Raw genomic sequence first — 13555 nt, 5'->3', positions numbered from 1 at the left:
TTTCATTCCATCTCATCCACCTTAATCACCTCAATATCAGGATGAATATCAACTTTTAGTTGGTGTTCAATTTTATTCTTAAGTGTAATTGTGCTACTTGGACAACTTTTACAAGCCCCTTGCAAAGCAATATACACTTTTCCATCTTTAACTTCTTTAAGTTGCATATCTCCACCATCTCTTAGAAGATAAGGACGGACCTTTTCTATGCTCGCTTGGATAGGAATGAGCAATTCCTCATCAGTAAAAATCATGATTATTCCTTATGTTTTAAAATTTCTTTTATCACAAAAAACCCACATAAAGATAAAGATCTCAATTCTTAAGAGTATTTTTGACTGATAATTTTCAAAATATACTCAATTATTTTTCTTAAGAGTAAAAGTGTAGCAAAACTTTTAGCTATGTTCCTTACAGGAGAATTTGCATTTCTTTAAAATTTTTTCTCTAAACAAAAAAAAGTATTATATGATTGAGTGATAATAATGATTATCAAAATATATTTAAAGGAGTCAATTATGAAAAAAATCATCGCATTTTCAATCTTAAGCTCTTTACTTTTTTGTGCAGAGCTTAATATCTATTCATCAAGGCATTATGATGCTGATTTTGAAATTATTAAAAAATTTGAACAAAAAACAGGAATTAAAGTTCATCACACTCAAGCTAAACCTCAAGAGCTTATTAAAAGGATGAGGCTTGAAGGAGAAAATTCAAAAGCTGATCTTTTTATTACAGCAGACATCTCCAACCTTACAGAGGCAAAAAATTCCAATCTCTTAGCAAGTGTAGATTCTCCAATTTTAAAAGAAATGATTCCATCCTATCTTAGAGATGAAGACAATGAGTGGTTTGCCATCACTAAACGTGCAAGAGTTATTGTTTATGCCAAGGATAGAGGAGTAAACCCCAATCTTATACGAACCTATGAAGATCTTATAAATCCCAATCTTAAGGGAAAACTTTTGGTTAGGAGTGCAACAGCTGCTTATAGCAAAACACTTTTGGCCAGTATCATTGTCCATCATGGCGAAAGTGAAGCCAAGAAATGGGCAAAAGGTGTGCTAGATAATCTTGCAAGTGACCCAAAAGGTGGAGACAGAGATCAAGCCAGACGTGTATATGCAGGAGAGGGGGATTTTGCAATTATGAATACCTACTACATTGGATTAATGAAACATTCTAAGAATCCTCAAGATGTTAAAGTTGCTAACTCTCTAGCAATCATCTTCCCTAATCAAGAGAGTTATGGCACACATATTAATGTGAGCGGGGTAGCAATGACAAAATCAAGCAAGAATCGTAAAGAAGCTCAGGCCTTTATGGAGTTTTTACTCAGTAAGGAAGTTCAAGAGATGCTTACAAATATCAACTTTGAATACCCCATAAGAGATGATGTCCCACTTAATGCTACGATCAAGAGTTTTGGGAAATTTAAAGCAGATCAAACACCTCTGAGTGATATTGCTAAAAAAGTTAAAGAAGCCGTCAAGATTTATGATGAAGTTGGCTTCAGATGAGAATCTTCTCTCAAAAAAAATTTCTACAAGTTTTAGCTATTTTAATGATAGGGGTAATCACTATCCCTATCTTTGGCTCTTTTATTGAAACAGGTTCCATTTTCTTTCACTCTCTTTTTAAAGATTCTCAAATCACACAAGAAATTCAATCCAATCTCAATCACTTTTTTTCATTTCTGTATTGGAGATTTCTTAAAAATACATTTTGGACTACTTTGTTTGTTTGCTTGTGTAGCTGCTTTATTGGCGTGAGTTGTGCTTATCTTGTCTCATATTTTGATTTTTTTCTCTCGAAGGTTTTAGAAAAAATCTTATTTCTCCCTCTTGCAATCCCTGCATATATCCTAGCCTTTGTATATGTAGGGATAATGGATTTTGGTGGGATTTTTTATGAAATCTTTGGCTTTAGAATAGATTTTTTCAATCTTTATGGAAATATTTTTGTGCTCACAATCTCACTTTTTCCCTATATCTATATCCTTGCTAAAACCTCATTTTCTACTCAATCTATCCAATTTTATGAAGTTGCCCAAACAATGCAATATAGCCAATGGCAAATATTTCTAAAAATCTCCCTCCCTCTAGCCAAACCCGCAATGATGGCTGGAATTTTGCTTGTGCTCATGGAAACTTTAAGCGATTATGGGGCAAGTGCCTACCTTGGAGTAGATACTTTTTCAGCAGGGATTTTTAAGCTTTGGTATGATCTTAATGATCCCTATTCCTCAAGCATCCTAGCCATAATCTTAATGGCATTTATTTGTATCCTTATGAGCATAGAGCAAAGAATTAAAAATCAAAAACACTACAGTTCTAATCAAAACACGCGTTCCCTTCTTAAACTCACTCCACTTAAGGGATTGCAATCCTTTCTTGCATTTATATATTGTTTTGTGATTGCCACTCTAGGCTTCTTGCTTCCTTTAATTTGGCTTTTGTATTGGGGGCTCCAAGATGACAAACTCTTTACAAAAGATTTTTATCTTCTTGCTCTTAATTCTGCACTAGTAGGTGGACTCAGTGCTTTTTTTACCTTAATATGTGCTCTATTTTTGTGCTTTTGTGCAAGAATATCTCAACCTCTCTCAGCCTTTTTACTTCAGTCAAGTTCTTTAGGATATTCCATCCCTTCTGCAGTTGTGGGAGTGAGCGTGATGATTGTCTCACTCTTTCTCTCAAATCTCTTTAAAATTCCCTTACTTGGAACATCTTTAAGCATTCTTATCTTTGCTTATGTGATAAGATTTTTAGCCGTAGCCATTTTTTCTATTCAAAGCGGATATGACAAGATTTCTCCCTCACTTGATGAAGTAAGCCTAAATCTTAATCCAAGCTATTGGATTTTGTGGTTTAAAATTCATATCCCCCTCTTAAAGCATTTCATGTTCTCAGCACTTTTAATTGTTTTTGTCGACACAATCAAAGAACTTCCCCTAACAAGAATGCTCTCTCCCTTTGGCTTTGAAACACTTGCGACAAAAGCATTTTGGTATGCTTCAGATGAAAGGCTCTATGAGAGTGCCCTACCCTCATTATTGATTGTATGCCTCTCGCTTTTGGGAATGATTATTTTAAGGAGCAAAAATGCTAGAGATTAAAGGAATGTATAAAAGTTTTGGAAAGAGTGAAGTTTTACAAGATATTAATCTCTCCCTCAAAAAAGGAGAGATCTTAAGCATTCTAGGGAATAGCGGAAGTGGAAAAAGCACCTTATTGAGAATTCTTGCCTTCTTGGAAACCCCCACACGCTTTAAAGAATTTTACTGCACCCCCAGAAGTGCAATTATGTTTCAAAACTATGCCCTCTTTCCTCATTTAAATGTAGAAGAAAATATTCTTTTCGCACTCCATCGTTATCCCAAAGACAAAAAGAAACGATTGGATGAACTTTTAGAACTTTTTGGGATTACAAAAATCAAAAAATTCCCCATTTCTCAAATCTCAGGAGGACAGGCACAAAGGGTAGCCTTTGCAAGAGCAATTGCAACAGATTGTGAGCTTTTACTTCTTGATGAACCCTTCTCCAATCTAGACAGCAATCTTAAAGAATCTTTACGCAAAGAGCTCAAAGCCTTGATTGTCTCTCAAGATATTTCTGCAATTATTGTCACGCATGATATTGATGATGCCTATTATCTTTCTGATTATATTGCCTTGCTTAAAGAAGGAAAAATCATTGATTTTAACACTCCAAGAGAACTTTATTTCTTTCCAAAATCTGCGCAATCTCAAGTTTTCCTACCGCATCTAAATGTAATTTGCCAATCCCTAGAAGAAGAGGATGAGTTTTTTAAATGGATTAAATCTAAAAACTATATTTTTAGCGCAAGTGAAATTGGAATAGGAGATAAATTTGAAGCAGAAGTGCTTGAAGCTCATTTTTTGGGAGCATTCAGTAAGCTTAAGCTCCAATACAAACACATTAGTTTTGAGATGCTCATTCATCCTCATCATCAAATTTCCCAACGCATTGGCTTTAAAATCCTTTAAAGCCCAAACTCACTCTTTATGCTAGAATTCACACTTTTTATTCTCTATAAAAGGATGTAAAATGGGACGCGCATTTGAATATCGTCGTGCTGCCAAAGAAAAACGATGGGATAAGATGAGTAAAATTTTTCCCAAACTCGCAAAGGCCATTACTGTAGCTGCAAAAGAGGGGGGAAGTGATCCAGATATGAATGCAAAGCTAAGAACTGCAATTGCTAATGCCAAGGCACAAAATATGCCAAAAGATAATATTGAAGCAGCAATTAAGCGGGCAAGTGGAAAAGATGGGATCTTTAGTGAAATCACTTATGAGGGAAAGGCTGCTTATGGCGTGCTCATTATGATTGAATGCACCACGGATAATCCCACTCGAACAATTGCCAATATCAAAAGCTATTTCAATAAAACTCCCAATGCCACAATTGTGCCTAATGGATCATTAGAATTTATGTTCTCACGCAAAAGTGTTTTTGAGTTTAATCAACCCCAAATGGATATTGAAGAACTTGAACTCTGCCTTATTGATTTTGGACTTGAGGAACTTGAAAGTGTGGAAATTGATGGGGAAGTGCAATATGTAGCCTATGGAGATTACACAGATTTTGGACGAATGAGTGAGGGATTTGAATCTCTGGGAATTACTGTAAAAAAAGCGAGCCTGCAAAGAATTGCTAATTCTCCTATTAGCCTAAGCGAAGAGCAAATGCTTCAAACAGAAAAACTGCTTGATAAAATCGAAGAAGATGATGATGTCCAAGCAGTATATACCAATATTGAATAATCTCTTTTAGCTCCTTTTTTAGGGAGGGGCTAATTTCAATCAAAGTTACAAGTCTTTTTCTCAAAAATTTCTTCTAAAAGCTCCTTAATTTGCGTCTCTTGCAAAATATCGCAATCCAAAAGAGGGATATTCCATTGTTTGTAATGATGAAATTCACTTCTAATTCTTTGCAAATATTTTTCTTGGATTTTATAGCGATTTTCAAAAAAAGATTCAGAGCCTAAAGGAGCAATTTTATTAATAGCAAGAGCATGAACTTGGATATTTTGCAACAGAGCAATTGCTCTTTTTGTTTCCTCGATACACAAATAATCAGGATTAAGCACAAAAACAATAGAACAAAGTTTAGGATCTTGTAAAATCCCTTGAAACTTTGCATATTTTTCATAACGAGCTTGAAGTTTATTGAGTAATTTGTGATGAGTGGAGGGAGTATCAAGAATATTTTGAAAATGCATATTTTTTTGTTGGTATTTAAGCAGAGTTTTACTCCAAGTCTTAAGTGTTTGTGCAAGGGTAAAAAGTCGTAAGGTATGCCCTGTGGGAGCTGTATCAATAATGAAATGATCCCAAGATGAAAGTTCTTGAGTAATGAGAGAAATTAAGCGATCAAAAAGTGCAGATTCTTGAGTCATTGCATTCTCACTTGCACTTTTATAATAGCGATCAAGCATCTCATAAGAACTTGCTCCTACAAAGGCTTTATTCTCTTTGGCAATCTTTTGAGTGTAATGCTTTGCTTCTTTAATGGGATCAATTTCGAGAATAGAGAGTTGAGGATTAAGTGATAGGATAGAGTTGCTCAACTGCACTTGAAATAAATCGCTTAAATTGTGGGCAGGATCTGTAGAAATGAGAAGTGTTTTTTTCCCTTGTGAGGAGAGATTACAGGCAAGTGAGCTAGAAATTGTGCTCTTACCTACTCCTCCTTTTCCACCTACAAAAATAATTTGACTAAGCATTAGCAACACGCACAAGGAAAATAATCAAAAGGAGATTTTTCAAATCCTGCTTTTTTGTGCCATTGATGAAATTTTGGCATTAATTCAGGAATAAGGTCTAGCATATAAAATTCATAGGGATTAGGAATCCCCATCATTTCAGAAAATGCTAAAACCATAAATAAATCTTCAATCTCTTCTTGTTCTCTTTTAATTGCTCGTTTATAGCCCAATTCATAATAGCTAGTAAGAAATGAACTACAAGATTTTAAGAAATTAAGCATTTTTTTGAGTGTTAAGAATTTTATAAATTGTTGAAAGTGCACAAAGCACAACAGCAATTGTAACAACAATCACAACAAAGCTAATAGCAAACAAAAGATATTCATCCTTAAAATAATAATCCTTAAGTTTAATCAATGCGCCCCAAAAAGACATTGCAAGAATAAATGTCATGGGAATAAGTGTAATAAGAGAGCCTCCAAATCGTTTGTTTCTAATTAAAATGACAGAAATTGTTAAAAGTGTCAATGAGGCTAAAATCTGGTTAGTCGCTCCAAAAAGAGGCCAAATTGCCACTTCGTTTTTTCCACCCTCACCTAAGCCATTCCAAGAAAGTGAAAAACAAAGTGCTACTGCCACAATTGTAGAGATCCACTTATTTTTAAGAACAGGGATTTTATAAATTTCCCCCCACTCTTGCACAATATAGCGTTGAAGTCTAATTCCTGCATCCATTGTTGTTGCAGCAAAGAGAATAATCATTAAAGAAAGCAGAGTCTGAGCGATCCCCTCTGGAATTCCAAGTCCTGCATTCAAGATTGCCGCTCCTCCTTTTGAGAAATTAAGTGCTCCTCCCTTATACAGAGTTGCCCAAGTCTCTGGGGTAAGGTTGGCATTAAGCAAGCCAAGTCCTGCAACACAGGCAATAATGGTTGCAAGCGCTAAAGAACCTTCACCTACAGCTCCAAGGTAGCCTACAAATCTTACATCTGTTTCTTTATCTATCTGTTTTGAGGTTGTCCCTGAAGAAACAATTCCATGAAATCCACTAATTGCCCCACAAGCAACGGTGATAAATAAAATAGGAATAAGAATGCTCCACCCGCCACTTTCCTTAATCGCTGGGATAACCTCTGGTGCAACAACCTTAGGAGCGACAATAAAGATTGAACCATAAAGCAAGATTAATCCAATAAAGAGCTGGATTCCATTAATATAATCTCGCGGTTGCAATAGAAGCCAAACAGGCATAATGGAGGCAATTGCTGCATAAATAAAAAGGACAATCACCCATTGTTGGTATGGATTAAACCCTAGGAGACTTTCAGGAAGATTGATAGGCAACACTCCACCCAGTGGAACTAAACCATAAAGAGTAACCACCCCAATCAAAGTCACAATACCCAAATTAAGATTAAAGCGATAAATTGCAATTCCCATTAAGATTGCCACTATTACTGCTCCCCAAGCAGGAATAATGGTTGAAGGATGTAAAACTGATTCTTGGGCAATAATCACACCAAAAGCACTATTGACCATTAAAAGGACAAGAAAAATGACAATCATAAACAGTTGCCCCACTTTTGATCCCACAACTCTACGACAAATGCTTCCGATTGATTGCCCTTGGTGTCGAACACTTGCCCATAAAGCACTCATATCATGAATCCCTGCAAAAAACACAGTTCCTAAAATAACCCAAAAAAATGCAGGAACCCATCCCCACTGCACTGCAATTGCTGGACCTACAATTGGGGCTGCACCCGCCACAGCCGTAAAATGATGTCCCCAAAGCACAAATTTATTAGTGGGAATATAGTCTACATCATCTCGCATTGTGTGAGCAGGAGTTTTAAAATGAATATCAAGTTTCAAAATTTTTGAAGCCACAAATTTGGAATAGAGAAACCATCCAAAAACAAAGGCACAAATCCCAATAATGAGCAAAATCAAAGCATTCACTTTAAACTCTCCTTTCTTTATTAGATATTTTGAATTCATTGCAGTGTATCTTAAATATATTTCACAGAAATTCAAAAACTACTTGTATAAATTTTCTATAGAGTAAAAAAGTAACACAAGCCTCTAAAAAAGAAAGAAAAGGGAACTTTAGGAATCTATCCTAGAATTTCTCTTACTCCTTTGCTATTAGGTGCAGAGAGAAATCCTATTTGTTCAAGTTTTTCTACAATATCTGCAGCCTTGTTATAACCTATCCCTAATCGTCTTTGAATGTAGCTAATAGAGGTTTTTCCATCTTGAAGAATGATTTTTTTAGCTTCTTCAACAAGTCTAGCACTCTCACTATCTAGCTCAGTTGCATCCATTGCTCCAAGACTTTCTCTCTCCTCTGGAGAAAAGAGTGGGTTATACATCACCTCTCTTTGGTCTTTAATGTAACTTACAATATGATTCACTTCATCTTCACTGCTCCAAGGTGCGTGCAGTCGCACTAATCCACTCACCCCTGGAGGGGTAAAGAGCAAATCTCCTCTTCCCAATAAAGTTTCTGCCCCCGCACAACCAATAATTCCCGCATCAATCTTTGTCCCTACTTTATAGCTAAGATGTGCTGGGAGATTGGTTTTAATTAGCCCTGTAAGCACTTCTGCTCTTGGACTTTGAGTTGCCACAATCAGATGCATTCCAGAAGCTCTTCCCATTTGAGCAATCCGTGCCATAGAGTATTCTACCTCTTTTCCTGCTGTCATCATTAAGTCTGCAAGTTCATCAATGATGATGACAAAATAAGGGAATTTTTCAAGCCCCAACTCTTGAGCTTTTTGATTGTAACTCACAATTTCTTTGGTGCGAGATTGACTCATCAACATATATCTTCGCTCCATTTCCCTCACTGCATTAGCAAGTCCTATGACAGCTTTTTTGGGATCAGTGATAATGGGAGTAATGAGATGGGGTAAATCTGTGTAAGGCATAAACTCAACCATTTTTGGATCAACCATCATCAACTTTAAATCATCAGGAGAATTGCGATATAAAAGTGAGAGGATCATTGCATTAACCCCTACACTCTTACCACTTCCTGTTGTCCCTGCAATCAAAAGATGAGGAAGTTTTTTCAAATCCGTCACAAAAGGATTGCCCACCACATCTTTTCCAAGAGCTAGAGTCAAAGGAGAAGCTGAATTTTTAAAAATTTCAGATTCAAAAATTTCTCTAAGATAAATTGTTTCAACCGTGCTATTTGGAATTTCAATTCCCACTACACTTTTACCTGGAATTGGGGCTTGGATACGAATAGATTTAGCCTCAAGTGCCATAGCAATATCATTTTCTAAACTCTGAATTCTGCTCACCTTAACATTAGGTGCTGGACGAAATTCAAGGGTTGTAATAATGGGTCCTGAATAAGTTCGCTCCACATCTCCATCAATTTTAAAAACAGAGAGTTTTTCAAGTAAACTTGAAATCTTCTCATCAATCTCTCCCTCATCCACCTCATTACTTCTTTGCTCTGGCGCAGAGGCAAGAAGAGAGATCGGAGGAAGCTTATAGTCTTTAGGGGCTTCAAGTTTACCTTTATCAATACTTTGAAGCAAGGCTTCATTCTCTGCAAGTGAGCTGACTTTAGAGTGGGTTGTGCGTGAACGTGTAGGGGTGATTTCAAACTCATTGGCATATTGTTTTGGAGCACTGAATACTTGAGGAGTATCTTGTATATTTTCCTCTTTTATCTCTTTGACACTTTGCTCTTGGATACTCTCTTGCACCTCTTGGGGTTTTAAAACAGATTCTCCAACTTCTTTCTCCTGTGTTGCCTCTACCTGAGAATCCATTACATCTATAGTTTCTTGCATCTTCAGATTTTCATCCTCAAGCTCTCTCTCCCATAAGGGAAGTTCAAAAACTTCTTCTAGGTCTTCTTGGGAATCTGCTTGGGGTTCACTTTTTTTCTGAGTATTTGCAAGAGATGAGAGCGGATTATTTTGCAGGGGCCTTGGCATTACTTTTGGAGTAATTTTTTTCATTTCTTCCTTGGGTTTATTCTCTTTATTTGCAGACTTTTCTTTAATTTTTTCTCTCAACTGCACACTTGAGCTAATGCTTGAGCTTCTATGCTTAATAAGCTCATCATAAGAAAAGGGATTCTCCTTGGGTTGGGGAGATGGGGCATCATTTAAAACCTTAATATTTGATTGTTTTCTCTCACTGCTGAGTGGCACAATATATTCTTGAATTTCTATATCATCATCAAACAAAATTTCCTCCTTTTTTTCCTGATCTCTATAGATAGGCAAATCTTTAAGATCATCCATTATAATTTCTTCTGTATGCATTTCTAAAGCCAAGGGGACATTTAAATGAGGCTTTGCACTCTCCTCATCACTCATCTCTAACTCAATGGATGGAATAGAGAGTTTTTCTTTAGGTGCTGTAATGTTCTGATAACTTTTTCTTACCCTTAATGCTAAAGGAAAGAAAATTTTTTGCAAGAACATAGAGATAAAAACTTTAAAACAAGATTTTATAAATAGTGTAAGCCTAGTGGTGTCAAGCCTCTTAAACCATACAGTAATATCTTCATTTTTAAGTGTAAGCACACATACAAATACGCCAAGCAATGCTCCCACACTCACCCCAAAAATCCCTATATAGGGTTTGAGTTTCATCACAATGGCCTCTCCTACCACCCCTTTAGAGAAAAGCACAAATTGCAAAATCAATAAAAGCAAAAAGAGCAAAACACTTGCTAGAGTAATTTCTATCTCTCGCAATGAAAATTTTTTACAACGATAAAAGCGATATGCAAGATAAATAAGTCCAAGAGGATAAAGCAAAGCTAATGCACCAAAAAGTTTAAAATTTCCAGTGCTAAAATGAGCCCCAAAGCTTCCCATTACACCAAAAATACCCACAGCAATTGTGATTTCAAAGAAAACAAAAATCAACCATAAAATCAAAAGTAAGTATTTAATGAGAAGTCCTTATTCACTGATGATTCTCTCACCCTACGGGGCATAGGGATTAAAAATCCCTCTTAATTAGCGATTCGGTTTTTAAAATCGTAATAAGCTTATCTTTTTGCTTACCTACACCATAGATAAGATAATCATCTCTATTTTCTTGCGCAATTGCATAATCAATTTCTTCTTCTTTAAGATGAAATGCTTCTGTGAGCTTATCAATCACAAAGCCAATCACTTGATCTTGATAATTCATCACTAAAAATCTTGTATCTTCATCAAAACTCTTTTGCCCAAGTCCAAATTTTTGTCTTAAATTAATCAATGGAAGAATATTTCCTCTTAGATTAAAAACTCCCAAAACATATTCAGGAGTTCGAGGGATGCGGGTGTATTCCATGGGTTTAACGATTTCACGCACATTAAGGATTGGCACTGCAAATTCTTCATCTCCTACAATAAAACCAATCACTTGAAGGGTTTTTTCTAGGGGCTCTGCCTCTTCTTCTCTAAAACTTTGTTGTTGGAAAATTTCTTTAAGCTTCTCATTATTGGTCATTATCTTTCCTTTCCGTGTCATCTAACTTTAGGCATCGCTTAATGATTTTGATTAAATATTCTTTGGAGTAAGGCTTAGAGATATATTCTGTCATTCCAGATTCCACACCCCGAATACGATCATTTTTGCTATTCATGCTTGTTACAGCAATAAGGGGTAGGTTTCTAAATTTGCTAATTTTTCTCATCTCACTTGCTAAGGTATAGCCATCCATTTTTGGCATCTCAATGTCCACAAGCACGGCATCAATATTCTTTTCACTCTTTTTAAGAATTTCTAATGCTTCTAAACCATTTTGTGCTTCTAGGGTTTGTACTCCAAACTCTTGAAGATAATTTTGCGCAATAGCTCTATAGGTTGCACTATCATCAGTAATGAGGACAATAAAGTCTTTTGGCGTTCGATTGGCATTTTGGATTTGCTTTTCTTCAATGATTTTATTGAGATTAACTTTAATATTTTTCCCCATCTCCATAATCGCAACAACATCAACAATCAATGTAATTTTCCCATCACCCCTTACAGTTGCCCCTGCAATTCCTTGAATATTTTTAAGATAATCTCCTAAAGATTTAATCACCACCTCTTCTTGTCCAATCAAGCAATCTACAATCATCCCAATTTTTTGCTCGGCTAAACCAATAATCACAACATAGATTTCTTTGGCACTTCCAAAATCATTTTTAATTTCAAAAATACTTGACATATGCACAAGTGGCAAGATCTCATCTCTTAGTCTTAGCACACTTTTTCCATCTACAGTATAAATCTCTTCTTGTGAAATTCTTACAGTCTCAAGAACTGAGGAGAGTGGGATAGCATAAAATTCTTCTTGCACCCCAACAATGAGTGCTTGAATGATTGCGAGAGTAAGAGGGATTTTAAGTTTAAGTGTTGTCCCAAAACCAAGCTGAGATTCTACATCAATAATTCCATTGAGTTTTTCAATATTGGTTTTTACAACATCCATTCCTACGCCACGTCCAGAAATATTTGTAATGGCGGCAGCAGTTGAAAATCCAGCTTTAAAGATGAGAGAAAATGCCTCTTTATCGCTCATTGTAGCTACATCTCTATCTGTAATCAATCCTTTTTCTAATGCTTTTGCTTTAAGCGCTTCAGGATCAAGACCTTTTCCATCGTCTTGGACTTCAATGACAATATGATTTCCTTCATTATAAGCTTTAAGGATGATTTTTCCCGTTTCACTTTTTCCACGCTCTGCACGCACCTCTGGACTCTCAATTCCATGATCACAAGAGTTTCTAATAATATGAACAAGGGGATCTCCAATCTCTTCGATAATTGATTTATCAAGCTCGGTTTCCTCACCACTCATAATAAATTCAATACTCTTGCCAAGCTCTCTTGAGAGATCTCTCACCATTCTTGGAAATTTATTGAAAACCTTCACAATAGGCAACATTCTTGTCTTCATAACTGCCAACTGCAAATCTGTTGTTACAGTTGAAATTGAGCTTACAATTTGATTGAGCTCTTCACTTAGAGTATTATTGTTATATTTGTCACTGATATCTCCATGAATTCGTAAAAGCCGATTCTTCCCAAGCACAAGCTCTCCAATAAGATTCATTAAGTGATCCAATCTCTTAACATCAACACGCACAGTTTGTTCAATTGAAGTTGTGGGTACTCTCTCTTCACGTGGAGTTTCTACTTTTTCTATCTTTTTTTCTATTTTATTTTGTGTCTTTGTCTCTGCCTTAGTTTGGGCAGTAGCCTGTTCTTGTTGGGCTTGTTTTTTAGCCTTGCGCTTTTGGCGATCCTGTTCTTGTCGCTGGGCTAAAAGTCGCTCAATTTCAGCTTCTACTTCTTGAGCTGAGAGATTAGAATAATCCCGTTCACTCTCATCAATGACAACTGGCTCATTTTCTTCTTTGACCCCATCTTCTTGAAGTGAAGTTAGAGATTCACCATTGCTCACCACCTCAAGCTTTCTTACGACTCCATCAATTTCAATCCCCTTATCATCACTCCCACTATCCTTGATAGCTTCAAGCAATGCCTTCATTAAATCTACAGACTCCAAAATCACATCCATGACTTCATGTGTGATTTCCAAATCCCCCTTTCTTGCCTTATTGAGTACATCTTCCATATTATGTGTCAAACGTGTAAGAACATCAAATCCTAAAAATGAACTTGAACCCTTAATAGTGTGAGCGACCCTAAAAATTCTATTGAGTAAATCCAAGTCTTTTGGATTATTCTCCAACTCAACAAGATCCTGATCAAGCTGATCAATCATCTCAAACGATTCGACTAAAAAATCCTCTATTATCTCTTGCATTTCATCCATGGTGCTTCCTAAGAAA

Annotated in this window: 11 protein-coding genes; 4 read left to right on the top strand and 7 right to left on the bottom strand. The window is 36.1% G+C overall.

Translation table 11 applies throughout. The annotated features are described in order from the left end of the window. Positions 1 to 2: 2 nt before the first annotated feature. Complete coding sequence (locus tag CQA62_RS05000; RefSeq protein ID WP_104724899.1) at positions 3 to 257, bottom strand: NifU family protein; 255 nt, start codon at positions 255 to 257, stop codon at positions 3 to 5. A 261-nt stretch (positions 258 to 518) separates the two neighbouring features. Between CQA62_RS05000 and CQA62_RS04995 the strand changes: the two genes are divergently transcribed. The 4 genes from CQA62_RS04995 (at position 519) to CQA62_RS04980 (ending at position 4791) form a co-directional block, all read left to right on the top strand. Next, positions 519 to 1520 carry a Fe(3+) ABC transporter substrate-binding protein gene (locus CQA62_RS04995; protein WP_104724898.1) on the top strand — a complete coding sequence of 334 codons (1002 nt, stop codon included), beginning with the start codon at positions 519 to 521 and terminating at the stop codon, positions 1518 to 1520. Between the two features lie 2 nt (positions 1521 to 1522). After that, on the top strand, positions 1523 to 3118 hold the full coding sequence (locus CQA62_RS04990; RefSeq protein WP_104724924.1) for an ABC transporter permease: 1596 nt from the start codon (positions 1523 to 1525) through the stop codon (positions 3116 to 3118). Then, a complete protein-coding gene (locus tag CQA62_RS04985; RefSeq protein ID WP_115585127.1) occupies positions 3105 to 4010 on the top strand; it encodes an ABC transporter ATP-binding protein in 906 nt (301 codons plus the stop codon). Before CQA62_RS04990 ends, CQA62_RS04985 begins: the two co-directional genes overlap by 14 nt. 61 nt (positions 4011 to 4071) lie before the next feature. Further along, positions 4072 to 4791 carry a YebC/PmpR family DNA-binding transcriptional regulator gene (locus CQA62_RS04980; RefSeq protein ID WP_104724896.1) on the top strand — a complete coding sequence of 240 codons (720 nt, stop codon included), beginning with the start codon at positions 4072 to 4074 and terminating at the stop codon, positions 4789 to 4791. A gap of 35 nt (positions 4792 to 4826) precedes the next feature. Here the strand turns inward: CQA62_RS04980 and CQA62_RS04975 are convergent, their stop codons facing one another. From CQA62_RS04975 to CQA62_RS04950, 6 genes are all read right to left on the bottom strand, one after another. Further along, entirely contained in the window at positions 4827 to 5753 is a 927-nt protein-coding gene (locus tag CQA62_RS04975) for an ArsA family ATPase (RefSeq protein ID WP_126498362.1), read from the bottom strand. Further along, positions 5753 to 6016, bottom strand: a complete 264-nt coding sequence (locus CQA62_RS04970) for a cory-CC-star protein (RefSeq protein WP_104724894.1) — start codon at positions 6014 to 6016, stop codon at positions 5753 to 5755. The genes CQA62_RS04975 and CQA62_RS04970 overlap by 1 nt, the downstream gene beginning before the upstream one ends. Further along, positions 6009 to 7697 carry a carbon starvation CstA family protein gene (locus CQA62_RS04965; protein WP_104724893.1) on the bottom strand — a complete coding sequence of 563 codons (1689 nt, stop codon included), beginning with the start codon at positions 7695 to 7697 and terminating at the stop codon, positions 6009 to 6011. Before CQA62_RS04965 ends, CQA62_RS04970 begins: the two co-directional genes overlap by 8 nt. A 155-nt stretch (positions 7698 to 7852) precedes the next feature. After that, the gene (locus tag CQA62_RS04960; protein WP_232006772.1) at positions 7853 to 10645 is read right to left on the bottom strand and encodes an FtsK/SpoIIIE family DNA translocase; all 2793 of its coding nucleotides are present in this window, start codon (positions 10643 to 10645) and stop codon (positions 7853 to 7855) included. Positions 10646 to 10721: 76 nt separating this feature from the next. After that, complete coding sequence (locus tag CQA62_RS04955; RefSeq protein WP_104724892.1) at positions 10722 to 11219, bottom strand: chemotaxis protein CheW; 498 nt, start codon at positions 11217 to 11219, stop codon at positions 10722 to 10724. Continuing rightward, the gene (locus CQA62_RS04950; RefSeq protein WP_104724891.1) at positions 11209 to 13539 is read right to left on the bottom strand and encodes a hybrid sensor histidine kinase/response regulator; all 2331 of its coding nucleotides are present in this window, start codon (positions 13537 to 13539) and stop codon (positions 11209 to 11211) included. Before CQA62_RS04950 ends, CQA62_RS04955 begins: the two co-directional genes overlap by 11 nt. Positions 13540 to 13555 lie beyond the last annotated feature (16 nt).

Origin of the sequence: Helicobacter cholecystus (assembly GCF_003364215.1) — a bacterium.
Lineage (GTDB): Bacteria > Campylobacterota > Campylobacteria > Campylobacterales > Helicobacteraceae > Helicobacter_G > Helicobacter_G cholecystus.
The sequence above is the reverse complement of the archived record's forward strand: the minus strand, read 5'-3'. Positions and strand labels throughout refer to the sequence as shown.